The sequence below is a fragment of the Pseudonocardia sp. D17 genome, from assembly GCF_036984265.1.
Lineage (GTDB): Bacteria > Actinomycetota > Actinomycetes > Mycobacteriales > Pseudonocardiaceae > Pseudonocardia > Pseudonocardia benzenivorans.
Window position 1 is genome coordinate 80031 of sequence record NZ_BPRG01000044.1, and the last position, 23045, is coordinate 103075.

The following is a 23045-nucleotide window of genomic DNA, read 5'->3' on the forward strand; positions in this document are numbered from 1 at the left end:
TGAGGCTGCAACACGACCTGCTGGTAGTTTGTTCCCGTGACCGGTGACCGTCCGACCGCCGGGCCCCGCCCCGTCACCGCCGAGGAGCCCGGCGACGACTCGCTGGCCGAGACGTTCTGGGCCGTCGCCCGGCGGCTGCGCCGCCTCTCCAAGGACGCGCTCGCACCCTGGGACGTCACACCCGGGCAGTCACGCGCGCTCGGAGTGCTGGCCCGCAACGGCGACATGCGGCCGGGCGCGCTGTCCGAGCAGCTGCGGATCGCACCGCGGTCGGCCACCGAGGTCGTCGACGACCTCGAGGAGCGCGGCCTCGTCGAACGCGCCCCGGACCCCGCCGACCGGCGCGCCACGCTGGTCCGGGTCACGGCGCGCGGACGCGAGGTCGCCGACGGCATCCGCGCCGCCCGCGCCGCCGAGGCGGAGGAGTTCTTCCGCGGCCTGGACGCGGGCGACCGCGCCGAGCTCGCCCGGATCCTCGGCTCCCTACGCGACTGACCGAGGCGCGCCTGTTCGAGAGGCGCGCCTGTTCGAGGGTGCGGCGGGCCTCCGACCGGCGGATTCGGCGTTGCGCCGCGCGCACCGGGACGCGGACGCGGATATCGTGAGCGGGCGTCCGGCGGTCGAGCAATGTGCTTCCGGGTACCCGCGACGACCGCTTCACGTCCGCCTCCGGCCCGCGCCGACCCCAGCGGCCCCGCCCGGAGCAGCCGAAAGGACCCCCGTGCCGCCCGTCTCCCCCGCTCCGCTCGCCGACGGCGACGGACTGCACTGGATCGACGTACCCGACCACGGCGCCCGCTCCGGAGCGCTGTTCCGGGCCGAGGTGTCGGCGTCGGTTCAGGGCCTGCGGCTGGTCGGTGACGTCGACGCCCCGGAGGCGTCGGCGCTGGTCAGCACCGCGACGGAGGTCCTCGACGCCGGCGCCGACGTCGTCGTCGACCTGCGGGGCGTGACGTTCCTCGGCTCCCGTGGGATCAGCGCGCTGATCCGGGTGCACCAGCTCGCCGTTGCCCGCGGCCGGCACGTGCGGGTCGTGGTGGACCGCAGCGACCACGTCGTGATGCGGCCGCTCACGCTCACCGAGGTCGACGCCACCCTCGACCTCGTCAGCTCCCTCGACGGCGCCCCCGAGGGCGTCGCCGAGGACACCGACGGCTGAGGACACCGACCCCGGCCCACGCCCCGCCCGACGAACCCGCGGGCGAGCCCACCGAGCGCGGCGCGAACGTCACGAGGCCGGGGCCAGCTCCGGATCCGGTTCCTCGGCCGCGACGGCCCGGCCGACGTCGCCCGCGGGCACCCCGCTCCCGGCGACCACGATCCCCACCTCCCGCAGCGAGCCCACCGGAAGGGCGGCGGCGAGGGCGTCCTCCAACGAGGCGCAGGCGTCGAGGGCGTCGAGCACCTCGACGACCTCGCCGGGCAGCACGTCACGCCGGTCGGCGAGCCCGGTGACCTGCAGCCGGACCCCGCCGCGCCGCGCGAGCGACTCGGCACGACGCAGCGCGCACAGGCCGTGCGCGTCGACCCGGCTCACCGACGCGAGGTCGACGAGGACGCGGCGCGGCCGCACCCGACGGATCAGCCCCGGCACGTGGACCTGCATCTCGACGACCCGCAGCAGCCGGGTGGACGTGGTGCGGTCGAGCGTGCCCGCCACCCGGACGACGACCACGTCGGGCTCGGGCTTCTCGACCGCGACCAGGATCGTGCCGTCGGAGGTCATCGCGTGCATCTCCCGTCTGCCGGTCCGGCCACCGGCCCGGACGGGTGATCACCGTTCCGGGCGAATCCCAAACCTTCGCCCGCCCGGCGCGACCGCCGCTCAGCCCGTCGAGCTCTCCTCCCGGACGAGCGCGGCGATCCGGACGTCGCGGGTGCGCTCGAGGTGGGCCCGCAGGACGGTGCGGGCCCGGTCCTGGTCGCCCTCGGCGATGGCGTCGAGGACCTCGGCGTGCTCGTCGTCGGTCGACTCGAGGTTCGGGTTGCGCGACATGTCGACGCTGTCGTAGAGGGCGAGCTGCAGCGCGAGGCGTTCGAGGATGCCGGTGATCGTCGGGTTGTGGCAGGCCTGCCGCAGGACCGCGTGCCAGCGCCCGTGCAGCGCGCGCATCTGGTCGGGGTCGGTCGCGGCGCCGGCCTCCTCGTGGACGTGGCGCAGCCGGGCCAGATCGAGCGCCGACCGGTGCGCGGCGGCGGACGCGGCGGCCTCGGCCTCCAGCGCGATGCGGGCCTGGTAGATCTCGACGACCTCCGGCGCGGTCAGCGTCCGGACCTGCGGTCCTCGCTGGCCGCGAACGACGAGCCCGTCGCACTCCAGCCGCAGGATCGCCTCGCGCACCGGGGCGCGCCCCACGCCGAGCCGGGTGGCGAGCACGGTCTCCAGCAGCGTCGTCCCGGGCGGCAGGGCGCCACCGACGATCTCGTCGCGCAGCACGAGGTACTGCGACTCGCCGGCGTTGGCTGCCTGCACGGGTGCGGCCACGGGTCCCCCTCACCAGCCGGACCGTGCGGCCCGACCCGACATCGACGGCCACAGAGTACGGGACGTGTCCGCACAATCCAGCTCGCACGTCCATTACGTAGACGCGTGTAGACACGTGTCGACACGCGTCTTGCACATGGCCCGGTCCTCACTTACTGTCGGTTTCGACCGACCGACGACGGGCGAGGAGGTTTCGTGAGCACGGTTCACGTCTCCCAGCGCAGCGTGCTGTCCCGGCCCCGCGACACCCGTGGCGACCGCGGTTGCCGTAGCTGTCGTCCCGGTCTCGTCCGCGGCTGATCGCCGCCGCCCGCGCCGTCGGCGCCGGGCCCCGCATCGATACGCGATGCCACCGTCCGTGACCGCCTCCGGCACGGAGATCCAGCAGAGAGGTACCCCTCATGACGGCTGACGTCGTGCTGCGCCGTGGACCGGTCGTGGCCGCGCTGACCCCCTTCGTCGGCAGCTCCGTGCGTGTCGACAAGGCACGCTTCGGTGCGCAGATCGACGCGCTGGCCGCCGCCCGCCCGGTCGCGGTGACCGTCGGCGCGGTCGAGAGCCAGGAGTTCCAGGTGCTGACCAAGGCCGCCCGGCTGGCCCTGGTCGACGCCGCCCGCGAGGGGCTGCCAGCCGACGTCCCCGTGCTCGCCGGGGTGTCCAGCGCGTCGCTCAAGGAGTCGATCGCCCTCGCCGGGGCCATCGCCGACCGGGGCGCGTCCGTCGCCGCGGCCGTCGCCAGCCCGAAGCCGTGGGGTGCGGCGCCCACCCCCGACGAGGCGCACCGCTGGTTCGCCACGCTGGCCGACGAGAGCCCGATCCCGGTGCTGCTCTACAACAACCCACGGCTGGGCGTCGACCTGTCCGTCGACACGATGGCCCGCATCTGCAGCCACCCGAACGTCGTCGCGATCAAGGAGACCTCCCGCGACGAGCAGAAGCTGCTCGGCCTGGTCAACCGCATCCAGGGCAACGCGCAGGTCTACACGAACATGGAGCTGCTGCTCTCGACGCTCGTCCTCGGCGGGGCCGGTGCCATGCTGCCGACGCCCGGCCTGCCGATCGCGGCGCGGCTCATCGAGGCGTTCGAGGCGGGCGACATCACGGAGGCCGCGCGGCTGCAGCTGTTCTTCTCCGAGTTCCCCGGCCGCTGGACCGGGCTGGGCTTCCTGCCCGCGGTCAAGGCCGCGGCCGGTCTGATGGGCTGCGAGCTGGGCGAGCCGCTGTGGCCCTGGTCGGGACTCGACGACACCGCCCGCGCCGAGATGCGGGAGTTCCTCGCGAAGTGGGACCTGGTCGACCACTTCGCCGGTGCGGACGCCTGATGGCACTCGTCGACGTCTCCCACCAGCTCTGGCCCGGGATGCCCAAGATCCCGATCCTGCCCGAGGTCGAGCGCCACCAGGTCGCCCGGATCGCCGACGGCGCCCCGCTCAACATCAGCGCGATCACCCTCGCGCTGCACGTCGGCACGCACATCGACGCCCCGGCGCACGCGGTGGACGGCGCGAAGACGATCGACGAGCTGCCGATCGAGCGGTTCGCCGGGACGGGCGTCGTCGCGAAGGTGGACCGCAAGCCGGGCGAGGAGATCACCGTCGACGACGTCCTGGCCGGTGGCCCGGCGCCGCGACGCGGTGAGTTCCTGCTGGTCGCGACGGGGTGGAGCGAGAGGTTCCTGTCCCCGGACTACGCCGACCACCCCAGCCTGTCCCCCGACCTCGCCGCCTGGTGCGTCGAGCAGGGGGTGCCGTTCGTCGGCGTCGACATGATCACGCCCGACCTGCCGGTGCACCGCCGCGGCGAGGGCTTCGACTATCCCGTGCACCGCACGCTGCTCGGCGCCGAGGTGCTCATCGCCGAGAACCTCACCGACCTCGAGGGTCTCGGCGGACGGCGGGTACACGTGCACGCGTACCCGCTCGCGATCCGCGGCGGCGACGCCGGGCCCGCCCGGGTCGTCGTCGACACCGATCTCCCCGACGGAGAAACACGATGACCGACGCCCGCCCGCTCGACCCTGTTCCCGGCCCGCTCGACTTCCCGGACAGCCCGCTGTCGCGGGCCGCCCGCCAGCCGTTGATGCTGGGCCTGTTCCTGCCGCTGCAGACCGGCGCGTTCTCGCAGTCGACGCTGCCGCGCGCCACGCGGTGGGACTTCGAGTACAACCGGCACCTCACCCAGCTCGCCGAGGCGTCCGGCTTCGAGTTCGTGTTCGGCCTGCAGCAGTGGGTCGGCAAGGGCGGCTTCGGCGGCGAGATGCACTACCGGGAGAACTTCCTGGACCCGTTCATCTCGACCATCGCGCTGTCGACGGTGACGACGAACATCCTGTCGATCTCGACGGTCCACGTGCTCTACGGCAACTGGCACCCGATGCACCTGGCGCGGTTCGCCGCGACGGCCGACCACATCGCCGCCGGACGCTACGGGCTCAACATCGTCACCGGCTACGCGACGGGCGAGCCGCCGATGTTCGGCATGGACCGCATCGACCACGACCGGCGCTACGACATGGCCGACGAGTTCACCTCGATCCTCGAGGACCTGTGGAACGGCCGCGAGAACCTCACCTACGACGGCGAGTTCTACTCCCTGCGCGACGCGTACGTGTCGCCGCGGCCGAAGTACGGTCGGCCGATCCTGGTGGCCGCCAGCGGCTCTCCGGCCGGCTACGACTTCGCGGGCCGCCACGTCGACATCGTGTTCACCGCGAGCCCCGCGGGGGCCGACTTCGACGGTGCGATCGACGCGATGCCCGAGCACGTCGCGCAGATCAAGAACGCCGCCCGCAAGCACGGCCGCGAGGTCAAGGTCATCATCTTCCCGCTGGTCATCTGCCGCGAGACCGACGAGGAGGCCTTCGCCTACCGCGACGAGATCGTCGCCCACGCCGACACCGGGTCCCTGGTGAACTACCACGCCCGGCACACCACCGGCGACGCGCAGGCCTGGCCCAAGCACGTGCTCGCCGACCGCGCGCTCGGCGGGCACCTGCAGATCACCGGCGGCCCGGAGCGCGTCGCCGAGGCGCTCGAGCGGCTGCACGCGGCCGGGTTCGACGGTGTCCAGCTGGGCTTCTACGACTACGAGCCGGAGCTGGCCTTCTTCAACGAGGCCGTCGTCCCGCTGCTCAAGGCCAAGGGTCTCCGGGGCTGAGCAGTGGAGATCATCCTCACTGCCACCGTCATGGGCCTGGGCATGCACCACGGCGCCTGGCGCTACCGCGACGGCGACGCGTTCGACTACGTGGACCCGGACTACTACGCGCACATCGCGCGGACCGCGGAGGCCGGCGCGCTGCACGCGATCTTCCTCGCCGACACGCTCGACGTCAGCGAGGAGCGCTTCGCCCGGCCCAACCTCGGGGCCCTCGACCCCGCGGTGACGCTGGCCGTGATGGCCGCTCACACCGAGCGGATCGGGCTCGTCGGCACCTCGTCGACGACGTTCAACGAGCCCTTCAACCTGGCGCGGCGCTTCGCGAGCCTCGACCACATGAGCCGTGGCCGGGCCGGCTGGAACGCCGTGACGACGTTCGTCCCGGCCGTCGCCGGCAACTTCGGCGGCACGCCGCTGCCCGCGCACGACCAGCGCTACGCGCGCGCCCGCGAGTTCCTCGACGTGGTGATCGGGCTGTGGGAGAGCTGGGAGGACGACGCCACCGTGGGCGACAAGGCGTCCGGCGTGTTCGTCGACGCGGCGCGGGTGCGCACCCTCGACCACGTCGGTGAGCACTTCTCCGTCCGCGGCCCCTCGACCCTGCCGCGCTCGCGCCAGGGCCGGCCGGTGATCTTCCAGGCCGGGGCCTCCGAGGGCGGGCGCGACCTCGCCGCGCAGTACGCCGACGTCGTGTTCACCGCGCAGAACACCATCGAGGCCGCGACCGCGTTCCGGACCGACGTGCGCCGCCGCGCCGTCGGGTACGGCCGCAGCGCCGACGCGGTGAAGATCGTCCCCGGGCTGCTGCCCGTCGTCGGCAGCACCACCGACGAGGCGCGGGCGCGCAAGGAGAAGCTCGACGAGCTGCGGGGCGTGGGTCCGGAGCTGGAGAAGCTCGCCCTGCGGGTGGGCGTCCCGGTCGAGGCGCTGGAGCTCGACGAGCCCCTGCCCGTGGATCTGATCCGGGCCAACGAGGGCTTCCGCGGCTCGCACGGCTTCCGCGACGCCGCCGTCGAGCTCGCGACCCGCAAGAAGCTCACCGTCCGCGAGCTGCTCTACGCCAACGGCGGCGGCCACCAACAGGTGGTGGGCACGCCGGAGGAGATCGCCGACACGATCGAGACCTGGGTCGAGGCAGGCGCGGTCGACGGCTTCAACCTCATGATCGACGCGTTCCCGTCGGGGCTGGAGGACGTCGTCGAGCACGTCGTTCCGTTGCTGCGCAAGCGATGTCTGTTCCAACACGAGTACGCGGGGTCCACCCTGCGCACGAATCTCGGCCTCCCTCCCCTCCCGAACCGGAGCTGACCCCCGATGCCCGATCCCGTGCTCTACGACGACGCCGACGGTGTCGCGCGCGTGACCTTCAACCGACCCGACCACGCCAACACGATCACCTACGCGACGATGCAGGCCTTCATCGCCGGCCTGGAGCGCGCCCACGCGAGCGGCGCGACCGTGCTCGTCGTCTCGGGCGCGGGCGCCGACCTCACGCTCGGCCGCGACAAGGGTGAGCGCGTCGCCGGCGTGAGCCGCGCCGACAACCTGCGGCTCATCCTGCACGCCAACGAGCTGCTCGGCGGCTTCCCCGGCATCAGCGTGACCGCGGTGCGCGGGCGCGCGTTCGGGTTCGGCACGGGGCTCGCGCTGCACTCCGACATCGCGATCGCCGCCGACACCGCGATCCTCGGCTTCGACGAGCTGGCGGCCGGTCTGCCGCCGCTGGTCGTGCTCACCTACCTCTACCGCCACGTCACCCCGAAGGCCGCCGACGACCTCGTGCTCACCTCGCGCAAGGTGGGCGCGGCCGAGGCGCTGCGGCTCGGCCTGGTCAGCCGCGTCGTCGCCGAGGGGGACCTGGACACGACCGTCGAACGGACCGTCGCCGAGCTGGCCGGCCGCGACGCGTCGGCCCTGCGGCTGCTCAAGGAGTTCGCGGCGGAGGCGAAGTCCACCGACCAGCGCCCGGCCAAGGACTTCGGCGAGTACGCGGTCGAGCGGCTCGTCGCCTGGATCGAGCGGGGGAACTCGTGAGCACGCAGGCGGCTGTCCGCACCGGCGCGCAGCCGGCCGCGAAGACCCGGCGCGCGAACTTCGCCTCGGCGTGGCTCGGCTGGATGCTCGACGGGTTCGAGACCTACGCGATCGTCCTCGTCGGCAGCCTGGTCGTGGCCGACCTGGTGGGCAAGGGCGCCTCCCCCATCTACTTCGGCACGATCCTCGCCGTCCAGCTCATCGCGTGGGCGATCGGCGGGCTCGCGTCGGGCGTGCTGATCGACTACTTCGGCCGTCGCAAGGTGCTGATGGTCTCGATCCTCACCTACGCGATCGCGACGGGCCTCGCCGCGCTGTCGCCGAACTTCGCGATCTTCCTCGTCCTGCGGATCATCGCGGGCCTGGGCATGGGCGCGGAGTGGGGCCCCGGCAGCGCGCTGGTCGCCGAGACCTGGGCCGACCGCAGCCGCGGGCGCGGCATCGCGCTGCTGCAGTGCGCGTTCGGCGTCGGCTTCCTCGTCGCCACCGGCGTGTTCTGGCTGCTCGGCCCGACCGACCCCGGCACCTGGCGCTGGCTGCTGGCCATCGGCGCGCTGCCTGCGCTGGTCGTGCTGTTCGTGCGCCGCCGGGTGGGCGAGTCGCCCCTGTGGGAGGACGCCGACGCCCGCAGGCGCGCCGCCTCGGCCCGTGCGGCCCAGGGCGAGACGCTCGACGAGCACGAGCGCGCCCTCACCGTCTTCACGCTCCGCCGGCTGTTCAACGAACCCGTCAGCCGGTCGCGGATGCTCAAGCTGCTGGCCTGCTCCACGGCGAGCCTCGTCGGCTGGTGGGCGGTGTCGACGTGGGTGCCGCAGTACGCGGGTGCCGTCGTCAAGGCCGCCGGCGCGGCGCCGACGACGACGACGCTGATCGTCGTCGCCTACAACGCGGGTGGTGTGCTGGGCTGGCTGGCCTGGGGCGTCCTGGCCGACACGATAGGCCGACGCTGGGCACTGTGGTCCTACTTCGCGGGCGCGCTCGTCATGACCTGGGTGCTGTTCGGGATCCACTACTCCTCGATCGGGTTGCTGACGTTCGTCGTCGCCGTCAACGGGTTCTTCACCCTCGGCCAGATGGGCTGGATGGCCACGTACCCGGGCGAGCTGTTCCCGACGAGCCTGCGCGGCAGCGCGATCACCGTCGTGTTCAACGTCAGCCGGGTGTTCGCCGCGGCCGGTGCGCTGCTGGCCGGCGCGATCGTCGGCGGCCTCGGCGGGATCGCGACGGCCGCGCTCGTCATCGGCTCGATCTACGTCCTCGGCCTGGTGTTCTCGCTGCTGGCCGGCCCCGAGACCAAGGGGAAGCCGCTCCCGGAGTGACCCGTGAGTGGCGATGGTCGCTATAACGACTATCGCCACTCACGGAACAGGAGAGCGCCCGTTGCACCCCGGTCGGATCGCCGCTCGCACCCCCGACAAGCCCGCCGTCGTCATGTCCGACACGGGCGAGACGCTCACCTACCGCCGGCTCGACGAGCGCTCGCTGCGGCTGGCCCGCGTCCTGTACGACGCGGGCCTGCGCCCGGGTGACGACGTCGTCGTGCTGGCCGAGAACGACCCGCGCTGCATCGAGGTCTACTGGGCCGCCGTGCGCAGCGGCCTCTACGTCACCGCCGTCGACCACCACCTGCAGCCCGGCGAGGCGGCCTACATCGTCGACGACTGCGACGCCGCCGCGGTCATCACCTCGGCCGCGCAGGCCGCCACGGCCACCGCGATCGTCGACGCGACGCCGCGGGTGCGGCTGCGGCTCGCCTTCGGCGGGGCGGTCGCCGGCCACGACGACTACGAGGCCGCGCTCGCGGCCGCCTCCGCCGAGCCCGTGCCGGGGAACCCGCCGCGCGGCAAGGACATGCTCTACAGCTCCGGGACCACGGGCCGCCCCAAGGGCGTCAAGCCACCGTTGTCCGACAAGGGCATCGACGACGGTCCCGACCCGCTGCTGGCGGTGTTCGGGCCCGTCTACGGGTTCGACGCCGACACCGTCTACCTCTCCCCCGCGCCGCTGTACCACGCGGCGCCGCTGCGCTTCGCCGCGATGGTCCTGTCCGTCGGCGGGACGGTCGTCGTCATGCCGCGGTTCGACGCGGAGGCCTCGCTGGCCGCGATCGAGCGGTTCCGGGCCACGCACAGCCAGTGGGTGCCGACGATGTTCGTGCGCATGCTCAAGCTGCCCGACGACGTCCGTGCCCGGTACGACATCTCCTCGCTGCGTGTCGCCGTGCACGCCGCCGCACCGTGCCCGGTGGAGGTCAAGCGGCGCATGATCGACTGGTGGGGCCCGGTGCTGCACGAGTACTACGGCTCCACCGAGGCCCTCGGCGTCACGATGATCGACTCGCACGAGTGGCTCGCGCACCCCGGCTCGGTCGGCCGGTCGCGGCTCGGTGTGCTGCGCGTGTGCGACGAGTCGGGTGCCGAGGTGCCGGCCGGCGCGACCGGGCTCGTGTACTTCGAGCGCGACGTCCTGCCGTTCGCCTACCACAAGGACGCCACGAAGACCGTCGAGGCGCAGCACCCCACGCACCCCAACTGGGGCACCAACGGCGACATCGGCCACGTCGACGCCGACGGCTACCTCTACCTCACCGACCGGCGGGCGTTCACGATCATCTCCGGCGGGGTGAACGTCTACCCGCAGGAGATCGAGGACGCGCTGGCCCTGCACCCCGCGGTGCTCGACGTCGCCGTCATCGGGGTGCCCGACGAGGACCTGGGCGAACGCGTGACGGCCGTGGTCCGGGCCGCGCCCGGGGCGACGCCGGGGCCTGCGCTGGCCACGGAGCTGCAGGACTTCCTGGGTGAGCGGCTGTCGCGGCGCAAGGTGCCGCGCACCGTCGACTTCGTGGACGAGCTCCCCCGCACCGAGACGGGCAAACTCCGCAAACACGTCCTGCGCGCCCGCTACGCCCGCTGACCTCCCCGGCGAAGCCGGCTGCACCGCCGGTGCGCGCGTGCCATGCTGGGTATGTGGCAGTGAGTGTCAAAAAAGTGCGCGCTGCCGCGTGAACTGCCGTCGACGTCGGGGGAACATCGATGAGTCAGAGCGACACCCGCACCCGTGCAGCCATCGAGCTGCCCGTCTACATGCGCCGCAACGAGTTCGAACCCGTCCCGGAGCTCGCCGCGCTGCGCGACGGTCCGCGGGTCGCGCGGGTCCGCACCGCGTTCGGCATCGACGTCTGGGCCGTCACCCGCCACGAGGACGTCCGGACGGTGCTGTCCGACGCCACCACCTTCAGCAACACCCTCGGCCTGGCGCGCACGGCGATGATGGACGACCTGTCCGACGAGGAGCGGGCCCGGATGCGGGCCGGCAACCTCCTCGCGTTCGACCCGCCCGAGCACACCCGCCTGCGCCGGATGCTCACCCCAGAGTTCACGATCCGGCGGATGCGCAGGCTCGAACCCCGGATCCGCGAGATCGTCGACGAGCACCTCGACGTCATGGCCGCCAAGGGCCCGCCGTCGGACCTGGTCGCCGACTTCGCGCTGCCGGTGCCGTCGCTGGTGATCTGCGAGCTGCTCGGGGTGCCCTACGCCGACCGCGACGCCTTCCAGCGACGCACCGGGCTGCTGCTCGACATGTCGCTGCCGATGGCCGAGCGGCGCCGCGTCGGGTTGGAGTCGCGCGAGTACATGGCGACGCTCGTGACCCGCGCGCAGGCCGACCCGGGCGAGGACCTGCTCGGGATGCTGGTGCGCGAGCACGGCGACGACCTGTCGTTCGACGAGCTGGCCGGCATCGCGAGCCTGCTGCTGGTCGCCGGGCACGAGACGACGTCGAACATGCTGGGCCTGGGCACGCTCGCGCTGCTGCGCCATCCCGACCAGCTCGCGATCGTGCGCGACGACCCCGCCGCGGTCGAGCCCGCCGTCGAGGAGCTGCTGCGCTGGCTCTCCATCGTGCACAGCGGGACGATGAAGACGACGACGGTCGACACCGAGATCGGCGGCGTCGCGATCCCCAAGGGCGACACCGTGATGTGCGCCCTGCCCGCCGCCAACCGGGACCCGGCCTCCATCGACGACCCCGAGCGGCTCGACGTCACCCGCGGCGCCATCGGGCACCTCGCGTTCGGCCACGGCATCCACCACTGTCTCGGTGCCCCGCTGGCGCGCATGGAGATGCGGATCGCGTTCCCGGCGCTGCTGCGTCGCTTCCCGACGCTGGCCGAGGTGCCGGGCGCTGCGGCGTTCCGGTCGTTCCACGTGGTCTACGGCATGGCCAGGATGGAGGTGACCTGGTGAGCGCGGCTGAGCAGGACGGGCAGGTGCACGTCGTCGCCGACCGCGACACGTGCATCGGCGCCGGGATGTGCGTGATGTCGGCCGACGACGTCTTCGACCAGGACGTCGACGGCCTGGTCACGCTGCTGGTCGAGGACCCGCCCGACAGCACCGCCGTACGCCGGGCCGTCGCGGGCTGCCCGTCCGGCGCCCTGCGCATCGCAGCCGGGTGAACGAACGGCACAGTCGCGCAACCGAGTTGCGCGACTGTGCCGTTCGTGCGGTACGCCGGTGGGTCAGTGCGTCGGGGTCGGTGCGGGGGCGCTGCCCCGCAGGGTGACCTCGCGGATCACGAACGCCGCGACGATCGCGACCAGCGCGACGCCCGCGGCCCACAGGAAGGCCGTCGTGACACCCGAGGTGACGGCCGCGCGGAACGCCTCCTGCACCGGCGCCGGCAGCGACCCCAGCATGGCCGGGGTGAGCTGGCCGCCACTGACCTGGGCACCCGCGGCGGCGCCGAGGCTGCCGGTGAGCGAGGACTGCAGGTGCTGGGCGTAGAGCGTGCCCAGCAGCGAGACGCCGAGCGAACCGCCGATGGTCCGGAACAGGGTCGCGGCCCCGCTGGCCGCGCCGATGTCCTTGCGCTCGACGCTGTTCTGGACCACCAGCATCGTCGTCTGCATCAGGAAGCCCATGCCCACGCCGAGGACGACCATGAACAGCGCGCTGGTCAGCAACGTCGTGTCGACGGTCATCAGCGACAGCACGCCCAGACCGGCGGCCATGGCGAACGCCCCCACGATCAGCAGGATCCGGTAGCGCCCGGTCCGGGTGACGAACTGCCCACCGGCCAGCGACGTGACGAGCATGCCCGCCATCAGCGGCAGCAGCAGCAGCCCGCTGCTCGTCGCCGACGCGCCCTGGACGATCTGCTGGTACTGCGGCAGGAACGTCACCGCGCCGAACATCGCGAAGCCGGTGAGGAACGTCAGCGCGACGGCCGGGGTGAAGTTCGGCGCCCGGAACAGCGCCAGCGGCAGGATCGGCTCGGCCACCCGGCGTTCGACGCGGACGAACCACGCGGCGGCGCCGACGGTCAGCACGGCCAGGCCGATGATCTGCCACGAGCCCCACGCGTACTCGGTGCCGCCCCAGCTGGTCAGCAGCGTCAGCGCCGAGACGGCGACGGCCAGCAGGCCCGCGCCGGCCCAGTCGATCGAGACCTGCGCACGGCGGCCCGGCAGCTTCATCGTGAACCAGATGACGATCAGCGCGACGACGCCGAGCGGGATGTTGATGTAGAAGGCCCAGCGCCAGCTCAGGTTGTCGGTGAGGAACCCGCCCAGCAGCGGGCCGCCGACGAACGCGATCGGCATGACCGCGGCCATCATGCCCTGGTAGCGACCCCGTTCACGCGGCGGGACGAGGTCGCCGATGATGGCCATCGCCCCGACCATCAGGCCGCCCGCACCCAGGCCCTGGATGCCGCGGAACGCGATCAGCTCGCCCATGTTCTGCGACAGGCCCGACAGCGCGGACCCGGCGAGGAACACCAGGATCGAGATCATGAAGACGCCCTTGCGGCCGAAGAGGTCGCCGAGCTTGGCCCACACCGGTGTCGCGACGGCCGTCGCCAACGCGTAGGCGGTGACCACCCACGACAGGTGGGCGAGCCCACCGAGCTCACCGACGATCGTCGGCATCGCGGTACCGACGATCATGTTGTCCAGCATCGCGAGCAGCATCGCGATCATCAGGCCGGACAGGACCGTGTAGATCTCGCGCCTGCTGCGCGGGGCGGGCTCACCGCCGTCGGCCTGCGCGGGCGGCAGTTGCTCCCCCGCGGCCCGCGTGTGGGCGACCTCGGCGCGGTGCCTGCCGGCCCGCTGCGCGACGGCCTCGCCCGGGACGGCGACCGCGGCCCGAGTCCCCTCTTCCATGACTGGCGTCCTTCCCCGAGATCACCCTTACTTGCCGACCGGCTAGTAAGCTCTGAGAGGTAAGGTACGCTCTCACTAGCCGGTCGGCAAGTAAGATGGTGGGCATCACCAACCAGGAGGTCAGCGGTGACGGACGCGCGGCGCACGGACACCCGTGCGCAGATCCGTGAGGTGGCACTCGAGCTGTTCGCCGAGCGCGGGTACGACGGCACGTCCCTGCGTGAGATCGCCGAACGGCTGGGCATCTCCAAGGCCGCCGTCTACTACCACTACAAGACCAAGGAGGAGATCGTCGGCGCCCTGTTCGACGACTTCCTCGCCGGCGTCGACGAGATCGTGGAGTGGGCGCACGAGAAGGGCCCGGGACCCGAGACACGCGCCGAGGTGCTGCGCCGCTACCAGGACCTGCTGACCGGGCCGTCGGCCGCGCAGGTCGCGCGGTTGATGCAGGAAGGCCAGTCGTCGCTGCGCGACGTCGCGGCGGCGAAGGACATGAAGACCCGCTTCTTCGCGATGGGCCGCGCCGTCACCGCGCCCGACGCGTCGGCCGCCGAGCAGCTGCGCATGCGGCTCGCGGTGATCGCCCTGCACCTCGGGGCCTTCATGGACCAGGAGAGCCTGCCGGTCTCCGACGAGGAGCGCCGGACCGCGGCGCTCGAGGTCGCGCTGGAGCTCGCCCGCACCTGATCCGCCCCGCTCCCCGGTGCGGTCAGACGTGCCGGTAGCCGGGATGCACGCCCGGCGTCAGACCCTGCTCGTCGGCGATCCGCGCGAGCAGCGCCCGCAGCGTCGCGCGCTCGCCGTCGTCGAGAGCCGCGCAGATCGCGTCGTCGTGCTCGCGGCCGACGTCGGCGATGCGCCGCAACAGCTCCTCCCCCGCCGACGTCAGGTACAGCGCGTGCAGCCTGCGGTCGGCCGGGTTGCGTCTGCGCTCGACCAGCCCGCGCTCGTCGAGCTGGTCGACGAGCGCGACGAGCCGGCTCGGCGGCGTGCCCAGCACCGAGGCCAGCGCCTGCTGCGACTGCCCCGGCGCCGCCGCGACGGCACGCAGCAGCCCCGTCTGCGGGGGCGTGAGGTCGAGCGCGCCGATCCGCTCGGCGAACCTGCCCGCCGCGTGCGCGCCGATCTGCGCGAGCAGGAAGGCCGATCCCGGTCCGGGCCCGGGCGGCGGCACGACGGCCTCCACGGCGGTGTTCATGCGGGCACCGTATCACTTGACAAATGATTCGCCCGAGAGAATCGTTCTAGCTTGTAATGATTTGACCTGGGGAAGAAGCGGGGGCGTCGTTCCCGCGCCCCTCGGTCTGCTGTTCTCGTCGTCGCAGCGATCCCGCTGCCCGTCTTCCGGAAGGGCCGTCCGATGACCGACCACACCTTTCGTTTCGGCGTCGTCGCCACGCCGCAGGACGGCGACGCCTGGCGCGCCACCGCCCGTCGCATCGCCGAGCTCGGCTACTCGACGCTGCTGATGCCCGACGGGCTGCAGCTGCTCGCCCCGTTCCCGTCACTGGCGGTGGCGGCGTCGGTCGCCGACATCCGGGTGGCGACGTTCGTGCTGGCCTCGCCGCTGCGCACCCCCATGGCCGCGGCCTGGGACGCACACTCGATGACCGTGCTGACCGGCGGCCGCTTCGAGCTCGGGATCGGCACCGGGATCCCGGCGGCGAAGCAGTCCGCCGAACGGCTCGGGATGCCCTACGGCACCGCCGCGGAGCGGCTCGCGCAGGTCGGCGCGACGATCGACCGCGTCCGCGAGCTCGAGCAGGCCGACGGACCCGGGGACCTGCGGACCCCCGTGCTCGTCGCCGCGGGCGGGCCGAAGTCCCGCACGCTGGCCGCCGAGAAGGCCGACATCGTCACACTCGCCGCCGGCCCGCTCGCGAACACCGACGACATGGCCGCGATGGCCGAGGACCTGCGCGCCAAGGCCGGCGACCGGGCCGACGCCATCGAGCTGGCCATGAACATCTTCGTCATCGGCGACGACGTGCCCCCGTGGACCAAGCAGTTCATGGGCGTCGACGCCGACGAGCTCATCGCCGCCGACGCGCTCACCATGCTGCGCGGCACCCCGCAGGAGATGGCCGACGAGCTGCAGCGCCGCCGGGAGCGGATCGGCACGTCCTACATCAGCGTCAACGCACAGTTCGTCGAGCAGTTCGCCCCGGTCGTGGAGCTGCTGCGCGACCGCTGACGCTCACTCACGGGGAGATGATCGCGCGCAGCTGGTCGGCCTTCTGCGGGGTCCAGTCGGGTGGGCGCAACAGCGTGGCCCAGGCGTCGACGGACTCGCGGGTGTAGCGGTGCCCGTGTCCCTCCGGGACGTCGGCGGCCGCGGGCATGTCCAGCGTGACCTGCCAGAACGTGACGACGGGCAGCCACGTCATCGCCGGCAGGACGTCGCGGCCGCGCGGCTCGGCGAGCCAGTCGGGCCGGCTGAACAGCAGCCGCGGACTCCACCACGTGATCGGGTCCGACGGGTGCTGCAGGATCAGCGTCCGAGACCCGTCCCACGGCGCGCCGACCGGCGGAGCGCCGGCGTCGATGTCGGTGCTGAACCGGACCGTCCGGCCGTTGCGGTACACGGGTTCGACCTCACGGCTGCCCGGGTCGCGGCCGTCGCGGAACTCGGTGTGCAGTGCGTTGAAGTTCGGCGGGCCGACGAACAGCGCGCCCGACGTGCGGTTGCGCAGGTCGGACTCGCCGCTGAACGCCGCCTCGCCGCCGAACGACCCGAGGCTCTCGCCGAAGACGTAGAGCTGCGGGCGGTGGTCGACGGGCAGCGAGGCCCACTTCCCGTAGACGGCGTCGAACAGGGCCCGGCCCGCGGCCTGCGCACGTGAGGCGTCGACAAGGTACGAGAAGCCGGACGGGACGAACGAGTACTGCAGGGCGACGATCGCGCTGTCGCCGCCCGCGACGTACTCGAACGACGACATCGTGCCGGCGTCGAGCCAGCCCTGCCCGGTCGTCGTCGCCACGAGCAGCCGCGCCCGGTCGAACCCGCCCGCCCGTTCCAGGTCGGCGACGGCGAGCGCCGCGCGGTCCTCCGCGGTGTCCGCGGAGTCCACTCCCGCGTAGATCCGGATCGGCTCCGCGGCACGCGTGCCGGTGAACCGGGCGATGTCGGCGCCCGATGGCCCACCCGCGACGAAGATGCGCCCCTCCCGGCCGAGCGTGTCCCAGCCGATCAGCGACTCGGGTCCGCCCGAACGCAGGTCCGACGTGGGCCGGCTCACCCCGGCGGGGGTCTCGTCGTTGGCGGCGGCGAAGGCCCGGTCGGTGGCGGCGAACAGCCCGTCGAGCGCCAGTCCGCTCACCAGGTACACCACGACGGCGGCGACGACGAGTCCGCCGAGTGCCCGGGCGCCGCGCCTGCCCATCCAGCGCGAGAGCAGCCGGCCCAGCCCGCGGCCGAGCAGGAACAGGGCACGGCACAGCGCGAACAGCACGACGAACGCGACGAGGGCGACCGGCACCGCGAGCAGCGTGTCGCCCCACGACTGCGCGGGGGCACCCATCAGGGTCCGCAGCTCGCCCTGCCAGTACCGCCCGGCGAGGACCGACGCGACGACGAGCAGCACCGCGACGATCCCGAAGACCGCGAGCGACCGGCCCCGGGCACGCCGGGGTCCACGGCCGGCGAACGCCCGCCACACGAGCGCGACGAGCACGCCGAGCCCGTAGCCGAGGATCGCGCCGATGCCCGCGACCGCGCCCTGCAGCACCCCGCTGCGGGGCAACAGCGAGGGGGTGAACGTCAGGCAGGCCAGGATCAGCCCGCCCCAGAGCCCCGGCAGGCTCGGCGCGTACCACCGCCGCACGGGCGGGACCGCCTCGTCGACGGGCTCGGTCCGGTCCTCGGGCGGCACCTCGCGGGTGAGGGTCACATCCGCCGCCGCGGCGGTCCGGCATGCTCGACACCACGACGGGTCATCCACGAACCGTAACGATGTTGCACGCCGCGCAGTACCCCCGACGGGCCTACTCCGACCGGTCCCGCACGGACCCCCTGCGGGCGCGCCCATGTCGTGGGGGTGGTGCCCGCGTCGTCCGGGTGGTGTCCACGGACGCGGGCGGCCCCTACCATCGGGGCCCGATCCCGGGAGCCGCCATGGGAACGACCCTCGCCGCCGCGCTCGACGACGCCCGCCGTCGCGGGTTCGTCGGCCGTGCCGGGGAGCTCGCGGCGTTCGAGCGCGCGCTCCAGGGGGTCGACGTCACCCGGGTGCTGTTCGTCCACGGTCCCGGCGGGATCGGGAAGTCCACGTTGCTCGACGAGATGCGCAGGCGCGCCCGGGCCGCGGGGCGCGAGACCGTCGTGCTCGACGGGCGCGACATCGGCGGGTCGCTGCCCGCGGTGGCCGATCCGGTGGCCGCCGCGACCGCGGACGGCCGGGAGCCGGGACCGGTGCTGCTCGTGGACGGCTACGAGCTGCTCACCCCGCTGGACCGCTGGTTCCGGACGCGGCTGCTGCCGTCGTTGCCGGCGAGCTCGGTCACCGTGCTGGCCGGTCGCGAGCCGCCCGCACCCGACTGGGCGGCCGACCCGGGTTGGCGCCTGTTGCTGGACGCCCACCCGCTGCCCAGGCTCGACGCCGCCGAGAGCGAGGCCCTGCTCCGCGGGCTCGGCGTCGCCGGACCCGACCGCGAGCGGCTGGCCGCGCTCGGCCGTGGCCACCCGCTCGCGCTGGTGCTCCTCGCCGAGGCCGGCTCCGACGGACCGGCTCCCGCGGCACTGGGCGACCGTCCGGGACTGGTCGCGGATCTGTGCCGCGTCCTGGTCGACGACGTCCCCGACGAGCACCACCGGATCGGGCTGGCGACGTGCGCGCACTCGTTCCGCACGACCCAGGACCTGCTCGCGGCCACCGTCGGCGACCGCGCGTCGCAGGTGTGGCGCTGGCTCGCGATGCGCCCGTACACCGCGACGACCTCGCAGGGCCTGCGGCTGCACGACCTGGTCCGCGACGTGTTCGACGCCGAGTTCGCCCAGCGCAGCCCCGACGCCTACGCCGAGCTGCACCGCACGATCCGGATGCACACCGTCACGCGGTTGGTGGCGCCCGGCTCGGTGACCCGCTACCGCGACGCCACCGAGCTGATCCTGCTGCACCGGCGCAGCCCGGCGGAGGCCGAGCTGTCGGTGCTGCGCGACGGCGGGGCACCGGCGGTGTCCGCGGCGACCCCAGGGGACCACGAGCGGATGTGCGCGGTCGCGGCCGCCTCGGAGGGCCTGCACGCGGAGCCCGCCTGCCGGCACTGGCTCACCACCCAGCCGGCCGGGGCGCACGTCGCGCGGTCGGACTCAGGAGTCGAGGCGGTTGCGCTACACGTCCTCGTCGACGCGACGACCGACACCGGGCCCGACCCGGTCGTACCCGCCGTGCTGGAGGCCGTGTCCCGGCGCCGCGCGCTGCGGCCGGGCGAACGGATCGGGGTGTGCCGTTTCGTCGGCGACCTCGCCGGGTCACAGCGCAGCCCGGTCGCGGTGCTGACCGCCTCCGTCTCGGCATCGGTCGAGTGGCTGTCTCGGCCGGTGGGCTGGTCGGTCGTGACCCCCGTCGACGAGGCCTACTGGCGGCCGTTCTTCGACTACCTGGGGTTCTCCGTGCTGGCGCGGGTGCCGGTGCCCGGCGGGGGCGAGGTGACGGCGTTCGCCTGGGACCGCGCCCGGCTGTCCCTGGAGGCGTTCCTCGACATGACCGGCCGCCGCGAGCTGACGGGCGAGACCGGGCCCCCGCCACCGGAGCTGCTGCGGCCCGCGCCGATGGGCCGCGACGCCTTCGACGCCGCGGTGCGCGCCGCGCTGCGTGACCTGTCCCGGCCCGACCGGCTCGCGGGATGCCCGCTGGCGACGACCGCGCTCGGACCGGACGTCCGGCAGGTGATCGTGCAGACCCTCGACGGGCTCGCCGCCGAGCCCCGCGGCGACGTGCTGCTCCGCGTCCTCGACCGCACCTACCTGCACGGGGCGCCGAGCCAGGAGGCCGCCGCCGAGGTGCTCGGCCTGCCCTTCAGCACCTACCGGCGCCATCTCGCCCGCGCGACCGAGCGGCTCGCCGACCTGCTCTGGGCCCGCGAGGTCAACGGCGGGCCGGGCACAGACGGGCATGAACCGGACAGGATCCGAGCTGGAGAGTGAGCACCCTCACGGTGGACCGTGCCGGCCATGAGCACAGTCACCGTCCTCGGGGCCGGACTGACCGGCCTCACCACCGCCCTCCTGCTCGCCCGTGACGGGCACGACGTCACGGTCCTCGAACGGGATCCCGCTCCGCCACCGGCCGATCCCCTCGCGTGGCAACGCCGCGGCGTGGCGCAGTTCCGGCTGCTGCACATCATGCTGCCGCGCTGGCGTGCCGTGATGGCCGCCGAGCTGCCCGAGGTGCTCGACGCCCTCGTCGCGGCCGGCGGCGTGCGGACGAACCTGCTGCACCTGCGCCCCCCGGCCGCGACCGGCGGCCGGCGCGAGGGCGACGAGCGGTTCGACGTCGTGACCGGCAGGCGCCCGGTCGTCGAGGCGGCCGTCGCGGCGATCGCCGAGCGCGCAGGCGGCATCCGGATCCTGCGCGGCGTCGCCGTCGACGCGTTGCTGGCCGACGCGTCCGGGGCCGTCCCGCACGTCACCGGTGTGCGCGCGGGCGGCCGGGAGCTGGCGTCGGACGTCGTCGTCGACGCGCTCGGCCGCCGCTCCCCGGTCGCGGGCTGGGTCGGCGCGCTCGGCGGGCGGCCACCCGCGCGGGAGCGGGCCGACCTGGGTTTCGTCTACTACGCCCGGCACTTCCGGGCCGCCTCCGGTGTGACCCCCACCGGGCTCGACGCCGCCCTGACCCACCACGACTCCGTCTCCGTCCTGACCCTGCCCGCCGACAACGGCGTGCACGGCGTCGCGATCACGGCGAGCGCTCGGGACCGGGAGCTGCGCGGCCTGCGCGACCCCGCGTGCTGGGACGCGGCGATCCGGCTCTTCGACGCGACCGCACCGTGGCTGGACGGCGAGCCGGTCACCGGCGTCGACGTGATGGCCGGGATCGAGGACCGCCACCAGGAGTACGTCGTCGACGGCACGCCGGTCGTCACCGGCCTGGTCGCGGTCGGCGACGCGTGGGCGTGCACGAACCCGTCGCTGGGTCGCGGTGCGTCGATGGGGGCGGTGCACGCGCAGCTGCTGCGCGACGTCCTCGCCGCGCACGGCACCGACGACGCCGACACTCTCGTCCGTGCCTTCGCGGACGCGACCGCGACGACGCTGACGCCCTACCTGGACTCGACGCTCGTGTTCGACCGCCACCGGCTCGCCGAGATCGAGGCGGAGATCGCCGGCATGCCCTACCGCACGGACGACCGCGGGTGGGCCGTGTCGACGGCGCTCGCCGCGGGCGCCGCCGTCGACCCCGAACTGGCCCGGGTCCACACCATGATCGGCGGCATGCTCGCGACGCCCGGCGAGGTGTTCTCCGACGCCGCCGTGACGGGCCGGGTGCTCGAACACGCCGGACCGCCGCGGCGGGTCGGTGGTCCGACCCGCGAGGAACTGGTGGCGACGGTCGCCGGGACGCGGGTCTGACGTCGGCCCGCCGCGGTCAGTGCCCTCGGACGGTGCCCGACAGCAGCAGGACCGTCAGGTCGCGGCGGCTGCGCACCCCCACCTTGTCGAAGACCGACTTGAGGTGGTCCTGCACGGTGTGTGCCGAGATGTGCAGCGCCGCGGTGATCTCCCGCGTCGACATCCCGTGCACGACGAGCCGCGTCACCTCGTGCTCCCGGGGGCTCAGGCCGTGGGCGGCGCACAGGACGCCGAACGTCGTCGCGGGCCCGGCGGCCTCGACGACGACGGCGATCCGCTCGGCGCCGGGCGGTCCGAGACGGGAGGCGTGCACGTCGAGCCAGCCGCCGGCGGCCGACGGGACCCGGGCGCTCGGCGGCGGGGGCTCGCCGGTCGCCGGACCCGGCCGTTCGGCCGCCAGGAGCGCGGCGGCGACCGCTCGCACGGCGGTGGGTACCGGCGACCGCCGCGGCCGGTCGGCGGGCAGCAGCGGGAGCAGCTGCTCCGCCTCCGGGGTGCTCGCGACGTGGTCGAGCGCGTCGTCGAGCAGGACGACCCCCGGCCGGGGCGTCCCCGCATCGGCGGGCCGCCGGTGCAGGAGCACGGCCTGCCGTAGCCCGTGCGCGACGTGCGAACCGACCCTGGCGAGGACCGCCGCCTCGGCCGGGGTGAAGCCGAGCGGCCCGTCCTCGCGGTGCAGGCACAGGTAGCCCCAGCAGCGGTCGCCCTCGACGAGGGCGAGGCGCAGCTCGTCGCCCAGCCCGAGCGGGGCCATGATCTCGCGGTAGCGCGCGCTGGCCGCCCGGTCGCCGCGGGTCGCCGTGTCGAGGGTGCGGACGTGTGCGCGAGCCCGCGCCAGCGTCGAGAAGCGGTTGACGTCACCCGCACCGAACTCGTTCGCGACGAACGCCGCGCTCACCGCTGCGAGCGGGTCCTCGGCGTGCACGCTGGTGAACAGCAACGACTCGGGGTCGGCGGTGGCGAAGAACGCGGCGTCGACGGGCATCGCCCGGCGGACCTCGTGCAGCACCCGGTCGCGCAGCGTCGCCGCGTCGAGCCCGCCCCGGCTCCAACGCCGGATCGCGCGCTCGGCCCGTGCGACGTCAGGCCGGTTCGGCACCGGCCGAGTGTGGACGCATCGACGCCGCCGCGGTACCCCACGGTGCTGGGATGGTCACCGGCCCCGAGGGATCCGACGCTGGGCGCCATGACCACCACCGAAACGACGACGAGCGTCGTCGACACCTTCATCCAGGCACTGTTCACGGCCGGCGACCTCAGTGCGGTCGACCGGCACCTCTCCCCCGGCTTCGTCGACCACGACCCACCCGTGCCGGACGCCCCGAGCGGCGCCGAGGGTCTGCGGCGCGCGGCGGCGATGTTCCGGGCCGCGTTCCCCGACTGGCACAGCGACGTGGAGCTGCTGGTCACCGACGGGTCCGTCGTCACCGAGGTGTTCACGGCGCGGGGCACGCACCGCGGCGAGCTGATGGGCGTCGCGGCGACGGGGCGGACGGTCGAGCTGCGCGGCATCAACGTGTTCCGCGTCGAGCGCGGCCTCATCGTCGAACGCTGGGGCCGGCTCGACGAGCTCGGGCTGCGTCGACAGCTCGGGCTCACCCCGTGACGGACCCCTGCGCGGGCGG

At 73.7% G+C, this 23045-nt stretch carries 22 protein-coding genes; 16 read left to right on the forward strand and 6 right to left on the reverse strand.

Translation table 11 applies throughout. The features are described from left to right. Nucleotides 1-36 precede the first annotated feature (36 nt). Both PSD17_RS08490 and PSD17_RS08495 read left to right on the forward strand, forming a co-directional pair. Nucleotides 37-495 carry a MarR family winged helix-turn-helix transcriptional regulator gene (locus PSD17_RS08490; RefSeq protein WP_339122322.1) on the forward strand — a complete coding sequence of 153 codons (459 nt, stop codon included), beginning with the start codon at nucleotides 37-39 and terminating at the stop codon, nucleotides 493-495. A 226-nt stretch (nucleotides 496-721) separates the two neighbouring features. Further along, a complete protein-coding gene (locus PSD17_RS08495) occupies nucleotides 722-1159 on the forward strand; it encodes an STAS domain-containing protein (protein ID WP_013674755.1) in 438 nt (145 codons plus the stop codon). A gap of 69 nt (nucleotides 1160-1228) precedes the next feature. Here the strand turns inward: PSD17_RS08495 and PSD17_RS08500 are convergent, their stop codons facing one another. Together PSD17_RS08500 and PSD17_RS08505 are read right to left on the reverse strand one after the other, a co-directional pair. Continuing rightward, nucleotides 1229-1726 (reverse strand): STAS domain-containing protein, encoded by a 498-nt coding sequence (locus tag PSD17_RS08500; protein ID WP_013674754.1) that lies wholly within the window; start codon nucleotides 1724-1726, stop codon nucleotides 1229-1231. A 99-nt stretch (nucleotides 1727-1825) separates the two neighbouring features. After that, nucleotides 1826-2485: a GntR family transcriptional regulator gene (locus PSD17_RS08505; RefSeq protein WP_013674753.1), complete on the reverse strand. Its 660-nt coding sequence runs from the start codon at nucleotides 2483-2485 to the stop codon at nucleotides 1826-1828. A gap of 401 nt (nucleotides 2486-2886) precedes the next feature. Here PSD17_RS08505 and PSD17_RS08510 point away from each other — a divergent pair, with 401 nt between their 5' ends. From PSD17_RS08510 to PSD17_RS08550, 9 genes are all read left to right on the forward strand, one after another. After that, on the forward strand, nucleotides 2887-3807 hold the full coding sequence (locus PSD17_RS08510) for a dihydrodipicolinate synthase family protein (RefSeq protein ID WP_013674752.1): 921 nt from the start codon (nucleotides 2887-2889) through the stop codon (nucleotides 3805-3807). Then, on the forward strand, nucleotides 3807-4481 hold the full coding sequence (locus PSD17_RS08515; RefSeq protein WP_013674751.1) for a cyclase family protein: 675 nt from the start codon (nucleotides 3807-3809) through the stop codon (nucleotides 4479-4481). Before PSD17_RS08510 ends, PSD17_RS08515 begins: the two co-directional genes overlap by 1 nt. Next, nucleotides 4478-5641: an LLM class flavin-dependent oxidoreductase gene (locus tag PSD17_RS08520; protein ID WP_103381293.1), complete on the forward strand. Its 1164-nt coding sequence runs from the start codon at nucleotides 4478-4480 to the stop codon at nucleotides 5639-5641. The genes PSD17_RS08515 and PSD17_RS08520 overlap by 4 nt, the downstream gene beginning before the upstream one ends. Before the next feature lie 3 nt (nucleotides 5642-5644). Further along, nucleotides 5645-6952 (forward strand): LLM class flavin-dependent oxidoreductase, encoded by a 1308-nt coding sequence (locus PSD17_RS08525; protein WP_339122323.1) that lies wholly within the window; start codon nucleotides 5645-5647, stop codon nucleotides 6950-6952. Between the two features lie 6 nt (nucleotides 6953-6958). After that, nucleotides 6959-7678 carry an enoyl-CoA hydratase/isomerase family protein gene (locus PSD17_RS08530; RefSeq protein WP_339122324.1) on the forward strand — a complete coding sequence of 240 codons (720 nt, stop codon included), beginning with the start codon at nucleotides 6959-6961 and terminating at the stop codon, nucleotides 7676-7678. Beyond that, a complete protein-coding gene (locus tag PSD17_RS08535; protein WP_339122325.1) occupies nucleotides 7675-8997 on the forward strand; it encodes an MFS transporter in 1323 nt (440 codons plus the stop codon). Before PSD17_RS08530 ends, PSD17_RS08535 begins: the two co-directional genes overlap by 4 nt. Nucleotides 8998-9058: 61 nt before the next feature. Next, on the forward strand, nucleotides 9059-10594 hold the full coding sequence (locus PSD17_RS08540; RefSeq protein ID WP_339122326.1) for an acyl-CoA synthetase: 1536 nt from the start codon (nucleotides 9059-9061) through the stop codon (nucleotides 10592-10594). Between the two features lie 119 nt (nucleotides 10595-10713). Further along, nucleotides 10714-11928 (forward strand): cytochrome P450, encoded by a 1215-nt coding sequence (locus PSD17_RS08545; RefSeq protein ID WP_339122327.1) that lies wholly within the window; start codon nucleotides 10714-10716, stop codon nucleotides 11926-11928. Then, nucleotides 11925-12140, forward strand: a complete 216-nt coding sequence (locus PSD17_RS08550; RefSeq protein WP_339122328.1) for a ferredoxin — start codon at nucleotides 11925-11927, stop codon at nucleotides 12138-12140. Before PSD17_RS08545 ends, PSD17_RS08550 begins: the two co-directional genes overlap by 4 nt. Nucleotides 12141-12203: 63 nt before the next feature. Here the strand turns inward: PSD17_RS08550 and PSD17_RS08555 are convergent, their stop codons facing one another. Then, nucleotides 12204-13850, reverse strand: a complete 1647-nt coding sequence (locus PSD17_RS08555) for an MDR family MFS transporter (protein WP_339122329.1) — start codon at nucleotides 13848-13850, stop codon at nucleotides 12204-12206. Between the two features lie 126 nt (nucleotides 13851-13976). On the opposite strand from PSD17_RS08555, the gene PSD17_RS08560 reads away from it, so the two are divergent. Further along, nucleotides 13977-14537, forward strand: a complete 561-nt coding sequence (locus PSD17_RS08560) for a TetR/AcrR family transcriptional regulator (protein WP_013674742.1) — start codon at nucleotides 13977-13979, stop codon at nucleotides 14535-14537. Between the two features lie 22 nt (nucleotides 14538-14559). On the opposite strand, the gene PSD17_RS08565 is transcribed toward PSD17_RS08560, so the two are convergent. Beyond that, nucleotides 14560-15048: a MarR family winged helix-turn-helix transcriptional regulator gene (locus PSD17_RS08565; RefSeq protein ID WP_013674741.1), complete on the reverse strand. Its 489-nt coding sequence runs from the start codon at nucleotides 15046-15048 to the stop codon at nucleotides 14560-14562. A 162-nt stretch (nucleotides 15049-15210) separates the two neighbouring features. Here PSD17_RS08565 and PSD17_RS08570 point away from each other — a divergent pair, with 162 nt between their 5' ends. Beyond that, nucleotides 15211-16044 (forward strand): LLM class flavin-dependent oxidoreductase, encoded by an 834-nt coding sequence (locus PSD17_RS08570; RefSeq protein ID WP_339122330.1) that lies wholly within the window; start codon nucleotides 15211-15213, stop codon nucleotides 16042-16044. A gap of 7 nt (nucleotides 16045-16051) precedes the next feature. Here PSD17_RS08570 and PSD17_RS08575 read toward each other — a convergent pair whose 3' ends face one another. Continuing rightward, nucleotides 16052-17740, reverse strand: coding sequence for an alpha/beta hydrolase (locus PSD17_RS08575; RefSeq protein WP_013674739.1), 1689 nt, complete (start codon nucleotides 17738-17740; stop codon nucleotides 16052-16054). A 224-nt stretch (nucleotides 17741-17964) separates the two neighbouring features. Here PSD17_RS08575 and PSD17_RS08580 point away from each other — a divergent pair, with 224 nt between their 5' ends. Together PSD17_RS08580 and PSD17_RS08585 are read left to right on the forward strand one after the other, a co-directional pair. After that, nucleotides 17965-19995, forward strand: coding sequence for an AAA family ATPase (locus tag PSD17_RS08580; RefSeq protein ID WP_063821965.1), 2031 nt, complete (start codon nucleotides 17965-17967; stop codon nucleotides 19993-19995). Nucleotides 19996-20022: 27 nt separating this feature from the next. Further along, nucleotides 20023-21420 carry an FAD-dependent oxidoreductase gene (locus PSD17_RS08585; RefSeq protein ID WP_339122331.1) on the forward strand — a complete coding sequence of 466 codons (1398 nt, stop codon included), beginning with the start codon at nucleotides 20023-20025 and terminating at the stop codon, nucleotides 21418-21420. 16 nt (nucleotides 21421-21436) lie between these two features. Here PSD17_RS08585 and PSD17_RS08590 read toward each other — a convergent pair whose 3' ends face one another. Beyond that, nucleotides 21437-22519: a LuxR C-terminal-related transcriptional regulator gene (locus PSD17_RS08590; protein WP_339122332.1), complete on the reverse strand. Its 1083-nt coding sequence runs from the start codon at nucleotides 22517-22519 to the stop codon at nucleotides 21437-21439. Between the two features lie 87 nt (nucleotides 22520-22606). On the opposite strand from PSD17_RS08590, the gene PSD17_RS08595 reads away from it, so the two are divergent. Then, nucleotides 22607-23026 (forward strand): ester cyclase, encoded by a 420-nt coding sequence (locus PSD17_RS08595; RefSeq protein ID WP_339122333.1) that lies wholly within the window; start codon nucleotides 22607-22609, stop codon nucleotides 23024-23026. Nucleotides 23027-23045 lie beyond the last annotated feature (19 nt).